Raw genomic sequence first — 14,774 nt, 5'->3', positions numbered from 1 at the left:
CCCGTGCATTCACGCTAGAATTCTGTACATGTCGACGCTTCCGCTGGCCGAGGTGCGGGCCAATCTTTCCAAGCTCGTGGACGATGCGGTGCGCACCCACCAGCGCATTGAGGTCACCCGCCAAGGTCGTCGGGCAGCGGTGATCCTCAGCGCCGACGATTATGACTCGATAATGGAAACCCTCGCGATCCTCAGCGATCAAGAGTTGATGCGTGACGTTCGCGAAGCCGAAGCCGACGCCGAAGGTGGCGAGGTCTACACGCTCGACGAGGTGACAGAGGAGATGCGCGCCGCCGGGCGGCTGCCCCGGTGACCTATCGAATTGAGTTGACCAGAGCCGCGAAGAAGGCACTGACCGAATCCCTGCCTGAAGCGGTCGCCGTCGCTTGTTGGGAATTCATTCGAGGTCCGCTATCCGAGGATCCGTACCGCGTCGGCAAGCCTTTGCGCCACCGATTGGAGGGCAAGTACTCCGCGCGCCGCGGCGAATTCCGGTTGATCTATCAGATTTTCGATGACCGGGTGGTCGTGCGCTTCATCCACATCGCCCACCGCCGTGATGTCTATCGGTGACGTGGTCCGGTGGGGTTCGGCTTCGATGTGTGGTCGACGGTGATGTCGGCCGCTCTGCGTAGCGTTCGTGCTGTAGGCGCTATGAGTTGGGCGAGGGGTGCACAATGGTTGCCATGTCGAGCGCAGATAGTCGTCTGGATCGGATCACGGTCGATCCGGCGATCCTGCACGGCAAGCCGACGATTCGGGGAATGCGGGTATCGGTGCAGTCGGTGCTCGAACTGCTCGCCGCGGGTATGACCTTTGACGAAGTGTTGGCGGACTACCCCTACCTCGAGCGCGAAGACCTCCTGGCTGCATTGGTGTACGGTGCGGCGGCCACTGGCGGCCGGCGCAACCTCCCCTAGCAGCCATGCGTTTTGTCGTCGATGCACAGCTTCCACCGCGGCTGGTCGCGTTCTCTGTTGATCGCGGGCACGAGGCTGTGCACGTGAAAGACCTCCCCGGCGGACTAATGGTTTCCGACTCCGACATCGCGGTCCTCGCCGACACCCGACGGAGCTGTCGTCGTCACCAAGGACGTGGACTCCAGGTATGCGCACACGGCGGTAGGAAGCCCGCGGGCCGTTCTGCTCATTGCGACCGGCAACATCTCGAACGCCGGATTGCTTACCCTGCCCGGGGCAAGGACGGCATTCGGTGCAATGCCGTGGCGCCGGGCTTCACTGCTAACGAAGCCATTCGGTGGCGCCGCACTGGCCGGAATTGGGGTCCGCGGCATCGCGACGGATTCGAAGTCCGCGGGTTGGCGAGCCCGAGGACGTCGCTGCATTGGTGGCGCTCCTGATGTCGGACGAAGGGTCATGGATCAACGGCCAGGTGATCAACATCGACGGCGGAACCATTCTTCGGTGATCGACATCGATGAGCACGGGTCGATCGGAACGGTTCCGGCGGTGGGGCGGCAGCTCGTTAGCGCACCTTGAGCCTGACGATGGGGATCTGACGGCCGATGGCGGCGGTCTGGTCGCGATAGTCGGCATAGCCTGCGTAGACCCTGTCGGCGAGAGCGAACAATCTGGCCCGCTTGCCGGGATCGGTCACTTCGACCGCAAGGAACTTCTCATCGCCGAGTTCACACTGCGGCTGTGCCCTGAGGTTGTAATACCAATGCGGGTGGTTGGCGCGACCGCCGTTGGACGCAACCAGAATTGGGTCTGGACCGTCATGGAAGTAGCTGACCTGCACCTCACGCGGACGGCCCGATCTCGCGCCGGTGGTCCTCAGTGGGGCAGTGGCGTTCGCGCCCAGAATCCACGGGTACCGTCCTCTGGTTGCACGGAATAGCCAGGGGTCGATCCGGGAGCCCGGACCCAGCGCGTAAGCCTGTCCGAAACGAGTACGCGAAAACCACTCGTTGGCCCGGTAGATCACACCGCGTTTCTTGTTCGGATCGACATAATGCAGCGGCATGAGTGCGAACGTACTGTGACTCGTTGGGTGGCGAAACACTACCGCTACATGTCCGGCGGCGACGCGGTGAACCCCGCTTCCACGTCGAGTCGGTTATGGCGTGGTCGTTTCGGCGGCTTCGGCGTTGCCGATCTGCTCACCGCAACCCCATGGTGTGCGCCATCATTGACCCGTGAGTTTCGTGGTCCCGGCAGACGATTACGACCGCTTCATGGGCCGGTACGCGCGACCCCTCGCGGCGGTGTTTGCGGCGTTCGCCGGGGTCGGCGTGGGTGATCGCGTGCTCGATGTCGGCTGTGGACCGGGCGCCCTGACAGCGCATCTGCGTTCGGCCGGAGCCGAGGTCGCGGCGATCGATCCGTCACCGCCGTTCGTCGAGGCGCTCCACGAGCGCTTCCCCGATATCGACACCCGCCTGGGTACGGCGGAGGAATTGCCCTACGACGCAGCGGTATTCGACGCGGCTCTCGCGCAACTGGTGGTGCACTTCATGGCGGATCCGGTGGCCGGCCTGAGCCAGATGGCGCGAGTGACGCGGCGCGACGGTGTGGTCGCCGCATGTGTGTGGGACGGGCCGACCGGTGCCCTGGCGCCGTTCTGGGATGCGGTCCACGAGATCGATCCGGATGCCGAGGACGAAGGGTTGCTTTCCGGAGCGCACCGGGGGCACCTGTCCCGGCTGTTCGACGAGGCCGGCCTGCACTCCGTGGAAGAGACCCCGCTTGCCGTCGATGTCGTGCACCCGACCCTCGAGGAGTGGTGGGAGCCCTACACCTACGGTGTCGGTCCGGCCGGTGACTATGTCCGGCGACTCGGTGATGACGCCCGCGCCCGACTCGAAGCGGTGGCCCGGAAACGCCTGGGCAACGGACCGTTCACCGTCACCGCCACCGCGTGGGCCGCCCGGGGCACGGTGTGAGCGGTAGTCGCGGTTTGACGCGATTCCGCAGATAGAATGCGGGTCTCGGCGGTCCTATCGGGGGTAGGGATGGCACACCGGATGGTCAGATACGTCTACGCCGCGGCCGTCCCCGCCGCGATCGCCGCCGCGGGTCTGGGGCCGCTGCGCTGCGGCGTCCACGGTTGCGCGGGCGGGTCCGGTTCGACATTGCAGCTGGTGCTGGTGGGGGCCGGCGTGGGGGCGGCGATCGGCGTGATCGCGATGGCGCTGGTCGAACTCGTCGTCAACGGCCGTTACCTGCTGGCGAACAGAGCCGAGGCCAAGGCACGGCGCCTACGTGAGCAGGCCCGCCGCCCATCGCCCGAGCCGCCCGCGAGTTCGCGGCCGTGACGCCGCGAGAAATGTGCGCCGATTCCGGCCAAATCGATATCGCCTGCCGTGACCGGTCCTACCGTTCGATACAACACGTGATCGGGGGTGGTGGCGACGATGAAGGGCCGCGGTACCCAGCGCTTGGTTTCCCGTTTGTTGGCCGCTGAGCTGGTGCTTGGCCTCACCGCGATTGTCCCGGCAACCAACGCCGCGCCCGATCCCGTGCTGAACTCCATCGATCCGTTGGTGCTCCAGTCCGTCGTCGAGGCGGCCACCGAGGATCTGGCGGTTCCCGGTGCCCTGGTGCTGGTGCGCACGCCCCAGGGTGAGGTCACCGCCGCGGTCGGCACCACCGAACTCGGCGCCGCGAGCCCGCCGGCCGCTGGCACCCACTTCCGGATCGCTTCGAACACCAAGCCGATGACCGCTGCGCTGATCGTGCTGCTCGCCCAGGACGGCAGGCTGAGATTCAGTGACCCGGTGTCGGACTATGTGCCAGGTGTGCCCAACGGCGAGAACATCACCATCGCCGAGTTGTTGACGATGCGCAGCGGTCTCTACGGCTACACCGAGGACCCCGCGTTCGCCGCCGTGCTGGACGCCGACCCGGGAAAGGTGTGGACGCCACAGGAGGTGCTCGACATCGCGTTCGCGCACCCGCCGCAATTCCCGCCCGGCACCTCCTACGAGTACAACAACACCAACTACGTCCTGCTCGGTCTGATCGCCGAGCAGGTCGGCGGCCGCCCGCTGGCCGAACAGTTGCAGGCGCGGCTGTTCGGCCCCGTGGGTCTGAACCGGACCTCGTTGCCCGCCGCCGCCGACGCGTCGCTGCCCGCCCCCTATTCGCACGGCTACATGTACGGCGGAAGCTCCTACGCCCTCGTCGACGATCCGTACCCGCCCGACCTGCAGGCCGCCGCCGAAGCGGGGACATTGGCACCCCGCGACTACACCCACCAGAACCCCTCCTACGCCACCGCCGCCGGGGGAGCCATCTCGACCGCCGGCGACCTCGCGACCTGGATCAAGGCGTTGGTGTCGGGTGCGGTGTTCGACGCGGACCATCAGCAGCAGTGGCTCGACAGCCTGCGCGACGAGGATCCCGATGCGGTCGGCGGCCAGCAGTACGGCTACGGCATCTCCTATCAGCGCTTCGGTCCGAACGCCGCGATGTACTACCACGGTGGGGAGCTTCCGGGGTTCAACTCGTTCATGGGGTATGACCCGGACAACGATGTGGCACTGGTCATCTGGACGAATCTGACGCTCTCACCCGATCACCGCACGACCGCGAACGCCATGCTGCCCGCGGTACTCGACGAGATCTACACCGGACTGCACCTGACGAGCCAGACGAGGTGAAATCCACCATGCCCATCCCCGAAGTCGATCCCAGCACCGACAGCGCCGGCCTTCTGAAACGGTCGATCGGCAAGGTCGCGATGGCGCCGGCCGGCCAGTGGTATCTCCGGCACATCTCCCCGCGCATCGATCCGGTGTTGATGCGCGCCACCCGGGGCCGCGTCAGCTCGATCGGCACCTGGCCCCGGTTCCTGCTGCTGACGCACACCGGCGCCAAGTCGGGCATCGTGCGCACCACGCCGCTGATCTACTTCACCGACGCTGACCGGGTGATCCTGATCGCCTCCAACTACGGCGGAACCCGGCACCCCGCCTGGTATCACAACGTTCGGGCCAACCCCACGGTCACGCTCAGCGCGGGCGGCTTCGAGGGCCGGTTCGTCGGCGAGGAGGTCGGTGGCGCGGACTACGACCGGCTGTGGGCGCTGGCCAAACACTGGAACCCCGGCTACCCACGGTACGAGGCGTCGGCCGGGGAGCGTGCGATACCACTGCTGGCATTCACCCCGACCGACGCGGGCCGATCCGACCCGGAGGGGGACGCACTCGCCGTCACATCCCCGGTCAGAATCGCCCAGTGTGTGCAGCCGAGCCGCCCGGTCGGCAGGTCTTTGCCTGGGCGAACCACAGATTCGCGGAGATCGTCGGCGCACCGCCGGGTGACGGCAAGGACTTCCGACGGCACGCCACCACGCCGCCGGTGCCCGCGACAGCTGGACTCAGCGATAGACAGACAGCCGGCGGCGGGCGCTGCGTAGCCGGTCGAGGGGCGTCGCCGGCCGGTGCCGGCCGGGCATCGGCAGTCTGCGCTGCAGCGTGTTCGCCGCGACCAGCACCATGAGCACGACGGCCTGCCGGCCCAGGGCGCTGCGCGTGGTGCGTTGTCGCCAGGTCTGCGTGCCGGGCCGGGTGTGGCGCCCGAGCAGGAATCCGATCCAGAGCGCGGACACCAGCCCGACCATCACCGCGACCGACGTCATGACGATGAGCCTGCCGCTCCACGGTCGCGGACAGGTCACGATTGCGGCACACCTCGGTGCCCGCGGTCAGTTCAGCCGCGCGGCAACCGCAATCCGGCCGATCGAGTTTCCGCCCTTGTTGGTGAACCACAGGTACCCGTCCGCCGGGTCCGGTCCGGCCTTGATGTCGAACGGGCCGTCCACCTCGGGTGGGCCGCCGATGAGCCGAAACCCGGCGGATCCCTGCACTCCCGGTTGGTAGCGCACGATCACGTTGGCGGCGGTGTCGGCGAACCACACCGCGCCGTCCACACCGGCCCACACGCCGTCGGGTTCTCGCAATCGTCCGTCGGTGGCGTGCCGCATGCTCGCGGCCGGATCGGCCGGATCGAAGCACATGATCCCTGCTGGATCCCGGATGGTCAGCCACAGCATCCCGTCGGGGGTCTGCGTCCAGGCCCGCGGGCTGCCGGGCAGATCGCCGATCGCGACGACCGTCGAGGTGGTGGGGTTCAGTGAGCCCACGGTGTCGGTCGTGGAGTTGACCCACCACACCAGGCCGTCGGTGGTGACGAACAGTGCTGCGGGGCCTGCGATGTCGGGTGACTGGAACACCCGCAGGGTGTCGATCGGGCCGGGGGCCCGCGGATCGATCGATCCGATCGAATCGGTGCCGCGCAGCGAGAACCAGAGCCGATGGTCGGGACCGGATTTCAGCGCCACCGGTCGGCTGCCGGGCGGCAGGGGATAGGTGGTGATCGTCGATGCCGGATCCGCGGCGGCGGGGTCGATGGCGCCGAGGGCGTCCGAGCCCAGGCTGGTGAACCACACCCGCCCGTCGGAGCCGGGAAAGATGTTGGCGGGCAACTTCACTGCCCCGGACGGGTCGGCGAAGAACTCGACCGAACCGTTGCGGATGCGTCCGACGCGATGGTCGGCGATGTTGGTGAACCAGATGTCGCCGGCCGCAGCGATGATTCCCGAGGGCGCATTGAACCCGGCGTCGTTGTACACGGCGATCGCTGCCACGCCGAGATCGTAGTCGGTCGGGCCCCGGTGGGTGAGGATTCAGGAGTGACGGAAAGGGCGCCGCAGGTCTACGCTTTTTCATCGGGGAGGGGCGGGGATGAGCGACGAGGTGGCGGAGCCGGTCGGCTCGGGTCGGTTGTGGTGGCTGTGGCCGCCGAAGAACTGGTGGCTCGCGTTGTCCGCGGGCTCGATGCCGGGCACCGGTCGATGGTCGGCCGGCACGCCGAACTACGGAGCGGGCGGCAATCTGGGCGGCGCCACCCACGATGGCGGCCTCGGTAACCCCGGCGGCGGTGGATGTGGTGGTGGATGCGGCGGAGGGGGCTGAGCGCCTCAGCCCACCCGGAACTCCAGGATGGCGTCACGGCTCTGCAGCGACTCGCCGTTGAGCACGACCAGCTCGGTCGGAGACAGCCGGTAGGTGGTGCCCCCGTTATGGGCTTCGAATCCGGCCCCGAAGGGCCGTACATCGTCGAGCTCCAGGAAGGCTCCGTCGCGCAGCCGGATCCCCCGGTACCGGTACGAGCCGGAATCGTCGCACACCACCATCACCGAGCGGGCCGTACGCGCGATCGCGGCCGCCCGCTCGCCCGGATCGCAGCGGGCCTCCGAGTCGACGAAACCACGGACGTCGGTGGCGGGGCCGACGGGCGCGGGCGGTGGCTCTGCAACGGTCGGTAGGGCCGGTTTGGCGGGCGCGGCCACCCATTGCGAGACGGTATCCGGTTGTGCGGGAACCGATTGCACCTGCGTGGACGGACCACTGGAGGAGTTGACGATCAGGAAGACGATGGCCAGCGTGGCTACGGAAGCGAGCACGATCGAGAGGGCGGACGCCTTGGACGTGAGCAGGTTCCGCTGCGGGATGTCCTGCGCGGGTGGGTTGTCGGTCAAAGTCGGCATGGCTGCACTCCCTCACGCTTCCGAACGGCTGCGCTGTCCCACAGCAAACCACTTGAGCTGGGGCAATCGCGTGATATCGGTCGGCGTTTCGCTCAGTCGACGACGGCGATCTCGTCGCCGAGCCGGTACCCGTCGGTCAGTGGCAGCGAGTCACCGCTCCAGAAGGACCCCGGATCGAACCAGTTGAAGTTCTTCTCCGTGTCGAGCAGGCCCATCTCCTGGTAGGTGATGGCCACCGTCTCCGCACAGTAGGCGGTCTCCAGCCCGACCTTGGAGCGTTCGACTTTGCGCCGCTCGGCCGACTCGCGAACCTTTCTGTGCACGAAGGGAATTCCACGGGTGAAGTCGCTGACGGTGGGGAGCCGGCCGCGCATCCAGCGGCCGGTGAGGCGTGCCGCCGTGGGAAACGGCGTGCCGTCCATCCGGGCGATGACCCGCAGCATGCGATCCTCCTGCTCGCGATTGGCGGGTGGGGTCAGCTGGCGCAGCCAGCAGCGCTGGTCATAGCTGTGCACCCACCGATCGACCGCCTGGCGCAGGTCGTTGAGCTGGACCCCGCGGTGGTTGGTACCGGTCCACAGATCGATCAGCTTGTCGCCCAACTCGGCGTGCCAGATCAGCGGCGGAAGGTCGTCGATCGCGACGGTCATCCCGACGTGGTTGACCGGGCTGTTGGTCAACGACTGGATGGCGCGGTCCGGGCCCGATCGGCCGCGGAACAGCCAGACATCGCCGGTACGGGTCTCTTCCAGTGCGCGTTCCAACGACACCGTGGTTGGCTTCACCCCCGCAGCTTAGGCAGACTGGCGGGCATGCGTGGTGTCTGGAAGTGGATCGGGCTGGCGGGGGCGGCCGGCGTGGTGGCCGGTGGCGTGCTCGTCGCGCGTGACCAGCGCAGGCGCAACGCCTACACTCCGGACGACATCCGGGCCCGCCTGCACCAGCGGCTGGCCGAGGCCGACGCGGCCGGGCAGCGCTGAGTCAGCGCGCGGTGCGCACCGGGTAGAGCTCGAACGAGCCGGTGAACCCCTTCAGCTGCGCCTGACGGCCCGGCCCGACGACGATGTCGTCGCAGTCGGCCACGGCGTCGCGGACGGCGTCACTGACCAGGATCTCGCCACCGGCGGCCTGAGCGGCCACCCGCGCGGCCATCGCGACATTGCGTCCGAAGAGATCGTCGCCGCGCAGCACCGACTTGCCCACGTGGATGCCGATCCGTACGCGAATCCCGTTGGGCTGGTTGCGCAGTGAGCGCTGGATCGCCGCGCCGCAGCGCACCGCCTGCTCGGGTCTGGCGAAGGCGATCATGAATCCGTCGCCCTGGCTCTTGACCACGTAGCCCTGGTGGGCGTCGGCGAGGCGGCGCACCGCCTTGTCGTGCTTTCCGATCAGCCGCACCCACGCCCGGTCGCCGATGCGTTCGTTGAGGGCGGTGGATTCCTCGATGTCGGAGAACATGATCGCCACCCGGCCGCCGGGGGCCAGTCGTGCCAGGTCGGGCCGTTCCACCTCGGCCCAGTCCGCGAGTTCTTCGATCGAGGACCGGACGGCCGCGCCCAGCCCGTCGCGCCGCAGGATGCTGGCGGTCTGCCACACCGTCTTGACCGCCTTGGTGCTGCCGGAGACCAGCAGCTGGCGGGTGTCCAGGCGGCGCCGCAGCTCGTCGGCGTCGTTGCGGGCCGCCGTCAGCCGACGGGCGAGCACCCAGAGGGCGATCGCCTGGGCGACGACGATCGCCGCCAGCACACTTGCTCCGATCTGCGCTCCGGTCATCGGTCCAGTATTGGATGCTGAAGGCGTGATGACGGCGAAGGCCCCCTATTACGAGAGTCGTTTCCTGCGCGCCAACGACCCCGACGGCGATCGTGCGATCTGGCTGCGCGAGACATTGCTGGTCCCGACTACCGGTACACCCTGTGCCGACGTGTGGGTGATGGTGTTCGACCCGTCGGGAAACCGCGCGGTCAAACGGTCGTATCCGATCGCCGACGCCGATTTCGCCGACGACGAGTGGACCGCCCGGATAGCCGGCACCAGCCTCGACGACCGGTGCGCCAGCGGTGAGCTGGCGGGGGCCGCGCGGTGGGACCTGTCGATCACCCCGGGCGGGCAGGCGCCGGTCCGGGTACTGCCCGACCGGGCGTACCGGTCGAGGTTCCCGCCCGCCAAGACCGAGGTGCGCCATCCGCTGGCCCGGTTCGACGGCCGGCTGGAGGTCCCGGGGTTGGGTCTGGCCGTCGAGGGCTGGCTGGGCAGCGTCAACCACAACTGGGGCACCCGGCACACCGCGGCGTACGCGTACGGGCAGGTGTGCGGGTTCGACGATGCGCCCGATTCGACGCTGGAGATCGTCACGGCGCGCACCGCGATCGGTCCGCTGCTGGCACCCGGCGTGACGCTGTTCGTGCTGCGGCACCAGGAGCAGGAGTTCGCGGTGCGCGGCGTGGCCGGCAGCCTGCAGACCCACGGGCGCTACGCGCCGTTCCGGTGGACCTTCGGCGCGCGGGTGGGCGAGCAGATGATCGAGGGCGAGATCACCGCCGAGCCTGCCGAGGTGATCGGCCTGACCTACACCGACACCCACGGCGGCCTGAAGTACTGCTACAACTCCGCGCTCGCGCGCTGCCGGATGCAGGTGGCCGGAAAGGCCTTCGACCGCTCGGAGCTGGTCAGCGGGCGGGCGATGTTCGAGATCCTCACCGACCACCGGCTGGACGACGTGGCGCTGCTGGCGTGATGCCGGGTCCCAACGGGGTCAGCCGAACGCGGCGGTGACCGTCGCCATGTCGAAGTAGTCGCGCCACGCGACGATCGCGCCGTCGTGGACCTCGAAGACGCCGGCCACCGGCAGCGCCAGCTCGCGGCCGTCCTTGAACCGCATCACATCGGTGCGCTCGTTGAAGACCACCGAGTCGGTGGCGATCTGGCGGTGCACCCGGAAGTCGATCCCGTCGACCATGCTGGTGAACTCGGTGATGAACGCGCTGATCGCGGCGCGGCCGACCACCGGGTCCATCGGCATGTTGTGGTAGACGCCGTCTTCGGTGAAATAGGCGGCGAGTTCGTCGGGGTCCGGGGTGGTCCACCTGGCGCAGAATTCGGTCACCACGTCGTCGGGGGAGCGGGTCATCGTTCGATGAAACCCACCGTGGCCGGGTAAATCAAGCCCGGGCGGCCGGGCCACGCGAGCGCCTGGCTCGGCGGCCCGCTGGGTGAGGCCGGCGGGCCGCTGGCGTTGGCGTGTGAAGGTGCCTTCACGTTGGGCGGCGAACGTGAAGATAGCTTCACGGGCGGCGAGGCGGCGGCACGGGCGGCGAGGCGGCGGCACGGGCGGCGAGGCGGCGGCACGGGCGGCGAGGCGGCGGCACGGGCGGCGAGGCGGCGGCACGGGCGGCGAGGCGGCGGCACGGGCGGCCGAAACGTGGCGACTACCACCCCTCGGTGAGGACCCGGTCGAGGGTGTCGACGTAGAAGTCGGCGGCCTCGATGTCGATGCACAGCGGCGGCTTGGTCTTCAGGATGTTCTGGTGGTCGCCGGTGGGCTGGATGACGACCCCCAGGTCGAGCATCCGTTCGCAGATCGCCGAGGTCTCCGCGGCGGCGGGCTCCAGCGTCACGGGGTCGCGGATCAGCTCCACCCCGAGGTAGAGGCCGAAGCCGTGCACGGTGCCGACGATCGGGTGCCTGTCGCGCAGCCCGGTCAGCCGGGCCTTGAGGTGCCCGCCGACGTGCCGGGCGTTGGCCTGAAGACCCTCGTCGCGCAGCACGTCGAGCACGGTCATGCCGATGGCGCACGACAGCGGGCTGCCGCCGGTGGACGAGAAGAAGTACCCCTGTCCGGCGAAGGCCTCGGCCACCGCGCGGCTGGTGATCACCGCGCCGAGCGGATAGCCGTTTCCGGTGGACTTGGCGACCGAGACGATGTCGGGCACCGCGTCCTGCTGCTGGAACCCCCAGAACCAGTCGCCGAGCCTGCCGTATCCGACCTGCACCTCGTCGGAGATGGCCAGGCCGCCGCTCTCGCGCACCGCCTGGTAGACCTGCCGCAGGTAGCCGTCGGGCAGCGCCATGCCGCCCGCGTTGCCGTAGACGCTCTCGCAGATGAACCCGGCCGGTGCCCGGCCCTCGGCGACGAGTCCCGCGATGGTGGCGACAGCGTCCCGGGCGTAGCGGAACGCCTCGTCCTCGCGGTACTTCCCGCGGAAGCTGTTGGGCGATTCGACGGTGTGCACCCAGCCCGGCCGGGTGGCGAGGGCGTTCGGGTTGTCCGCGGTCGACGTCGACACCGCGTCGGTGCCGTAGGTCCAGCCGTGGTACGCCTCGCGGACCGCGACGACGTCGCGGCGCCCGGTCGCCGCGGTCGCCAGCCGGATCGCCAGATCGCTTGCCTCCGAACCGGAATTGACCAGGAACACGGTGTCCAGTGGATCGGGCAGCAGGCCGGCCAGCCGCTCGCTGAACTCGACGACGGCCGCGTAGTTGAAGCGGGAGTTGGTGTTGAGCCTGCGCAGCTGATGCGCAGCGGTGTCGGCGATCCGGGGATGCGCGTGGCCGAGCACGGTGACGTTGTTGACCATGTCCAGGTAGCAGCGTCCCGCGGTGGACATCAGGAAGTGGCGCCGGCCGCGTTCGATCTGCGGTGGCGTGCGGTAGTAGAACTCCTGCACCGCAGCGAAACTGGCGTCGCGCCGCGACAGCAGATCGCCGGTGTCGCCGTGCTCGAGCGGCGCCAGCCCGAACAGGGGTCGTGGGTCACGGGTGCGCGCCGACCATCCGGGCCACAACTCGGCCGAGGTGAACGGCGGGGCCGCCGCGGCCCCCGCCGGACGCACGCCGACGTCCACCCGACCCGTGCAGCGCGCCACCGGCCGGCCGGCTTGCACCGTCCCGGTCGCCGCCGCGGTGACGCCGGTGAGGCTGAGCTCGAACTGTTCGCCGCGCAACGTGACCCGGCCGTCGTCGGCGGTGTCGACGGTGCCGTCCCACGGCGCGCTCAACGTCGTGTCGGTGGCCGACCACGCGCTGATCCCGGTGGCCACGACAGCGGGGGAGTCCTGGCTCAGCCGCGGTGCCCGGCTCAGCCGGGCCTCGCCGTAGCGGGTGACGACGAGGGCCGCTCCGCCGTCGAGCAAAGCCCGGGCCGCCCGGTCCTCGACGTCGTCGGGCAGCGCCCCGGACGGGTCGAAGGCCTCGTCATAGACATCGGAGACGGTCGACAGTTCGAGCGTGACGACGCCGGCCGGATCCACCGCCATCAACGGTGCGCGCACCGCGACCGCGCCGGTGGGCGCGGCCAGCCCGAGGTCGGAGCCGATGACCGCGGTCATCACGTCCAGCGGAACCGAGGTGGCGATCTCGAACATCCGCAGCTCGGCGTCGGACTGCTCGGTGATGTAGTCGTTGTCGGGATCCAGCACCGCCTGCTGGGCACCGCTGACGATCAGCACCGCCGTCCGCAGGACCAGCAGCGGCCACACGGCGTCGGCCTCGGCCGCCGACAGCGGCCGTACCGCATGAAACGCGCGGATCGTCGGCAACACCGAGGTCGGTTGCGCACCAACGTGTCCGAGCACCGAGGAGGCGGTGATCGCCAGTTCGGACACCGCCCAGGTGTGGCACAGGTCGCCGAAGTCGATCACCCCGTCGGGGCGTGGGCATCCGCCGTCGTGAGAGACCACCACGTTGGCATCGGTCAGGTCGATGTGCGCCGCCTGGCGCGGCAGCGCGGCATCCAACGGCGCGATCCGTGACCAGGCCTCGCGGGCCGCCGTCAGCAGTCGCCCGCGAAGCTCCGGGTCGGGCACGTATGCACCGAGCTCGTCGATGACCGCCATCCCGAAACGCAGGTCCCACTGCAGAATCCGGTCCAGGCCGGGGTGGCTGAAGTCCCGCAGTGCGCGGCTGACCCGGCCGGCCACCTCGCCCAGACCGGCCGCCGCGGCCGGGGGCAGATAACCCGCGCCGACCAGCGTGCCGCCGTCGAGATACCTCAACAACCGCACGTAGGCGGTCCCGTCCACCACGTCGGTGACCTCACTGCACATCCCGCCGTCGGAGTTGGGGAGTGGTACCGCCACCCGCAACGCGGGCTCGGCGTCGGCGATGAGCTGCGCCGCCGCGTCCTGTGCCTGCAGCTCTACCGCGGTGAAGGCCGGATTGGCCACCTTCAGCACCCCGATGACCGCACCGTCGGGGCCGCTGACGATGAAGTTCTTGTCCTGCTGGCTGCCCAGTGACCGCGCCCGCGCGACGAGGCCGTACCGGGTGGCCAGGATGTTCTCAGCGGCGGACTCGCTGACCTGGGGAGCGGGCAATCCGGGCTGTTCGAGAAAGTTGAAGCCCGTCGTACGGCCCGGTGTGTTCACCGCAGGACGAACTGCACGACGGCGTCGGAGAACGCATCGTTGTCGTCGCCGGCCGCGGTGTGGCCGGCTCCGGAGAGTTCGACGAATTCGGCGCCGGGCACCTTCTCGAGGAAGTCGGCGACCGCCTCCTCGCTGACCACGTCGGACAGCTTGCCGCGGATCAGCAGGATCGGGACCTGCAGCTCCATCGCCGCCTGTTCGAGTTGTTCGACCCGCACGAACGGGTCCTCGTTCGGTTTGGTCAGGAACGCCGGATCCCAGTGCCAGTACCAACGGCCGTTGCGGTGGCGAAGGTTCTTCTTCAGCCCCTCGGCGCTGCGGGGTCTGGTGCGGTGCGGCAGATACGCCGCGACGGCGTCGGCGGCCTGCTCGAGGGAATCGAAACCGTGCACGTGGCTGAACATGAACTCCCGGATCCGGGCGCTGCCGTCCTTCTCGTAGCGCGGCACGACGTCGACGAGCACCAGCCGGACCACCCGGTCGGGCCCGGCCTGGCGGGCCGCCAGGATGCCGGTCAGCCCGCCCATGCTGGCGCCGATGAGCACGACGGGCCTGCCGATCTGGTCGATCACCCGCAACGTGTCGGCGCACAGCGCTTCCACGGTGTAGGTCGCGTCCGGCGAGCGGTCGCTGTCACCGTGACCGCGGCTGTCCAGCGCCACCACGTGCAGGCCCCGGGCGGCCAGGACCTGCCCGGTCTTCTTCCAGGAGAACCGGTTCTGCCCGCCACCGTGCAGCATCAGCACCGACGGGCGGGACTCGTCGAAGCCCACCGTCGCAGCGGGGTCGTTCCACTCGTCGGCGACCAGTGCGAGGTCGTCGTCGGCACCACGAAACATCGTGGTCTTCGGCTCGCTGCGGGTTTTGCTCACAGGCGTCCTCTCGGCTGGCCCC

General features: G+C 69.0%; 19 protein-coding genes and 2 pseudogenes. 12 read left to right on the top strand and 9 right to left on the bottom strand.

Annotated elements, in window-relative coordinates:
• Positions 1–28: 28 nt before the first annotated feature.
• The 5 genes and pseudogenes from JDV09_RS15320 to JDV09_RS15305 all read left to right on the top strand — a co-directional run.
• Positions 29–313 carry a type II toxin-antitoxin system Phd/YefM family antitoxin gene (locus JDV09_RS15320; RefSeq protein WP_221369993.1) on the top strand — a complete coding sequence of 95 codons (285 nt, stop codon included), beginning with the start codon at positions 29–31 and terminating at the stop codon, positions 311–313.
• Positions 310–573 (top strand): type II toxin-antitoxin system RelE family toxin, encoded by a 264-nt coding sequence (locus JDV09_RS15315; protein ID WP_221369992.1) that lies wholly within the window; start codon positions 310–312, stop codon positions 571–573. The genes JDV09_RS15320 and JDV09_RS15315 overlap by 4 nt, the downstream gene beginning before the upstream one ends.
• 113 nt (positions 574–686) lie before the next feature.
• Positions 687–920 (top strand): DUF433 domain-containing protein, encoded by a 234-nt coding sequence (locus JDV09_RS15310; protein ID WP_221369991.1) that lies wholly within the window; start codon positions 687–689, stop codon positions 918–920.
• Between the two features lie 5 nt (positions 921–925).
• Positions 926–1,054 (top strand): annotated as a pseudogene (locus JDV09_RS27500) (DUF5615 family PIN-like protein); the annotation flags it as partial.
• Positions 1,055–1,189: 135 nt separating this feature from the next.
• A pseudogene (locus JDV09_RS15305) lies at positions 1,190–1,428 on the top strand (SDR family oxidoreductase); the annotation flags it as partial.
• Between the two features lie 57 nt (positions 1,429–1,485).
• On the opposite strand, the gene JDV09_RS15300 reads toward JDV09_RS15305, so the two are convergent.
• The gene (locus JDV09_RS15300; RefSeq protein WP_221369989.1) at positions 1,486–1,986 is read right to left on the bottom strand and encodes a nitroreductase/quinone reductase family protein; all 501 of its coding nucleotides are present in this window, start codon (positions 1,984–1,986) and stop codon (positions 1,486–1,488) included.
• Between the two features lie 172 nt (positions 1,987–2,158).
• On the opposite strand from JDV09_RS15300, the gene JDV09_RS15295 reads away from it, so the two are divergent.
• The 4 genes from JDV09_RS15295 to JDV09_RS15280 all read left to right on the top strand — a co-directional run bounded on the left by JDV09_RS15295 (position 2,159) and on the right by JDV09_RS15280 (position 5,382).
• A complete protein-coding gene (locus tag JDV09_RS15295) occupies positions 2,159–2,905 on the top strand; it encodes a class I SAM-dependent methyltransferase (RefSeq protein ID WP_221369988.1) in 747 nt (248 codons plus the stop codon).
• An 81-nt stretch (positions 2,906–2,986) separates the two neighbouring features.
• Positions 2,987–3,277 (top strand): hypothetical protein, encoded by a 291-nt coding sequence (locus JDV09_RS15290; protein WP_221369987.1) that lies wholly within the window; start codon positions 2,987–2,989, stop codon positions 3,275–3,277.
• 99 nt (positions 3,278–3,376) lie between these two features.
• The gene (locus tag JDV09_RS15285) at positions 3,377–4,624 is read left to right on the top strand and encodes a serine hydrolase domain-containing protein (RefSeq protein ID WP_221369986.1); all 1,248 of its coding nucleotides are present in this window, start codon (positions 3,377–3,379) and stop codon (positions 4,622–4,624) included.
• Between the two features lie 8 nt (positions 4,625–4,632).
• The gene (locus JDV09_RS15280; protein WP_221369985.1) at positions 4,633–5,382 is read left to right on the top strand and encodes a nitroreductase/quinone reductase family protein; all 750 of its coding nucleotides are present in this window, start codon (positions 4,633–4,635) and stop codon (positions 5,380–5,382) included.
• Here the strand turns inward: JDV09_RS15280 and JDV09_RS15275 are convergent.
• Positions 5,344–5,604, bottom strand: a complete 261-nt coding sequence (locus JDV09_RS15275) for a hypothetical protein (RefSeq protein WP_221369984.1) — start codon at positions 5,602–5,604, stop codon at positions 5,344–5,346. The genes JDV09_RS15280 and JDV09_RS15275 overlap by 39 nt on opposite strands.
• Before the next feature lie 66 nt (positions 5,605–5,670).
• On the bottom strand, positions 5,671–6,612 hold the full coding sequence (locus tag JDV09_RS15270) for a Vgb family protein (RefSeq protein ID WP_221369983.1): 942 nt from the start codon (positions 6,610–6,612) through the stop codon (positions 5,671–5,673).
• 97 nt (positions 6,613–6,709) lie between these two features.
• Here JDV09_RS15270 and JDV09_RS15265 point away from each other — a divergent pair, with 97 nt between their 5' ends.
• Positions 6,710–6,940, top strand: coding sequence for a hypothetical protein (locus JDV09_RS15265; protein WP_221369982.1), 231 nt, complete (start codon positions 6,710–6,712; stop codon positions 6,938–6,940).
• A 5-nt stretch (positions 6,941–6,945) separates the two neighbouring features.
• On the opposite strand, the gene JDV09_RS15260 is transcribed toward JDV09_RS15265, so the two are convergent.
• Entirely contained in the window at positions 6,946–7,515 is a 570-nt protein-coding gene (locus JDV09_RS15260; RefSeq protein ID WP_221369981.1) for a hypothetical protein, read from the bottom strand.
• 92 nt (positions 7,516–7,607) lie between these two features.
• Positions 7,608–8,285, bottom strand: coding sequence for a guanylate cyclase (locus JDV09_RS15255; protein WP_221370069.1), 678 nt, complete (start codon positions 8,283–8,285; stop codon positions 7,608–7,610).
• 42 nt (positions 8,286–8,327) lie between these two features.
• Here JDV09_RS15255 and JDV09_RS15250 point away from each other — a divergent pair, with 42 nt between their 5' ends.
• A complete protein-coding gene (locus JDV09_RS15250) occupies positions 8,328–8,495 on the top strand; it encodes a hypothetical protein (protein WP_221369980.1) in 168 nt (55 codons plus the stop codon).
• 1 nt (position 8,496) lies between these two features.
• Here the strand turns inward: JDV09_RS15250 and JDV09_RS15245 are convergent, their stop codons facing one another.
• Positions 8,497–9,288, bottom strand: coding sequence for an adenylate/guanylate cyclase domain-containing protein (locus tag JDV09_RS15245; protein WP_221369979.1), 792 nt, complete (start codon positions 9,286–9,288; stop codon positions 8,497–8,499).
• 28 nt (positions 9,289–9,316) lie between these two features.
• On the opposite strand from JDV09_RS15245, the gene JDV09_RS15240 reads away from it, so the two are divergent.
• Positions 9,317–10,252: a hypothetical protein gene (locus tag JDV09_RS15240; RefSeq protein ID WP_221369978.1), complete on the top strand. Its 936-nt coding sequence runs from the start codon at positions 9,317–9,319 to the stop codon at positions 10,250–10,252.
• An 18-nt stretch (positions 10,253–10,270) separates the two neighbouring features.
• On the opposite strand, the gene JDV09_RS15235 is transcribed toward JDV09_RS15240, so the two are convergent.
• The 3 genes from JDV09_RS15235 to JDV09_RS15225 form a co-directional block, all read right to left on the bottom strand.
• On the bottom strand, positions 10,271–10,645 hold the full coding sequence (locus tag JDV09_RS15235; RefSeq protein WP_221369977.1) for a limonene-1,2-epoxide hydrolase family protein: 375 nt from the start codon (positions 10,643–10,645) through the stop codon (positions 10,271–10,273).
• Positions 10,646–10,943: 298 nt separating this feature from the next.
• A complete protein-coding gene (locus JDV09_RS15230; protein ID WP_221369976.1) occupies positions 10,944–13,880 on the bottom strand; it encodes an aminotransferase in 2,937 nt (978 codons plus the stop codon).
• On the bottom strand, positions 13,877–14,752 hold the full coding sequence (locus JDV09_RS15225; protein WP_221369975.1) for an alpha/beta fold hydrolase: 876 nt from the start codon (positions 14,750–14,752) through the stop codon (positions 13,877–13,879). Before JDV09_RS15225 ends, JDV09_RS15230 begins: the two co-directional genes overlap by 4 nt.
• Between the last annotated feature and the right edge of the window lie 22 nt (positions 14,753–14,774).

It is taken from the genome of Mycolicibacterium xanthum, assembly GCF_019710635.1.
GTDB classification, from domain to species: domain Bacteria; phylum Actinomycetota; class Actinomycetes; order Mycobacteriales; family Mycobacteriaceae; genus Mycobacterium; species Mycobacterium xanthum.
The sequence above is the reverse complement of the archived record's forward strand: the minus strand, read 5'-3'. Positions and strand labels throughout refer to the sequence as shown.

Coding starts and splice junctions, on each gene's coding strand:
- JDV09_RS15320 (WP_221369993.1), top strand. CDS start 29: ATGTCGACGCTTCCGCTGGCCGAGGTGCGGGCCAATCTTTCCAAGCTC.
- JDV09_RS15310 (WP_221369991.1), top strand. CDS start 687: ATGTCGAGCGCAGATAGTCGTCTGGATCGGATCACGGTCGATCCGGCG.
- JDV09_RS15300 (WP_221369989.1), bottom strand. CDS start 1,986: ATGCCGCTGCATTATGTCGATCCGAACAAGAAACGCGGTGTGATCTAC.
- JDV09_RS15290 (WP_221369987.1), top strand. CDS start 2,987: ATGGTCAGATACGTCTACGCCGCGGCCGTCCCCGCCGCGATCGCCGCC.
- JDV09_RS15285 (WP_221369986.1), top strand. CDS start 3,377: ATGAAGGGCCGCGGTACCCAGCGCTTGGTTTCCCGTTTGTTGGCCGCT.
- JDV09_RS15280 (WP_221369985.1), top strand. CDS start 4,633: ATGCCCATCCCCGAAGTCGATCCCAGCACCGACAGCGCCGGCCTTCTG.
- JDV09_RS15275 (WP_221369984.1), bottom strand. CDS start 5,604: ATGACGTCGGTCGCGGTGATGGTCGGGCTGGTGTCCGCGCTCTGGATC.
- JDV09_RS15265 (WP_221369982.1), top strand. CDS start 6,710: ATGAGCGACGAGGTGGCGGAGCCGGTCGGCTCGGGTCGGTTGTGGTGG.
- JDV09_RS15260 (WP_221369981.1), bottom strand. CDS start 7,515: ATGCCGACTTTGACCGACAACCCACCCGCGCAGGACATCCCGCAGCGG.
- JDV09_RS15250 (WP_221369980.1), top strand. CDS start 8,328: ATGCGTGGTGTCTGGAAGTGGATCGGGCTGGCGGGGGCGGCCGGCGTG.
- JDV09_RS15245 (WP_221369979.1), bottom strand. CDS start 9,288: ATGACCGGAGCGCAGATCGGAGCAAGTGTGCTGGCGGCGATCGTCGTC.
- JDV09_RS15240 (WP_221369978.1), top strand. CDS start 9,317: ATGACGGCGAAGGCCCCCTATTACGAGAGTCGTTTCCTGCGCGCCAAC.
- JDV09_RS15235 (WP_221369977.1), bottom strand. CDS start 10,645: ATGACCCGCTCCCCCGACGACGTGGTGACCGAATTCTGCGCCAGGTGG.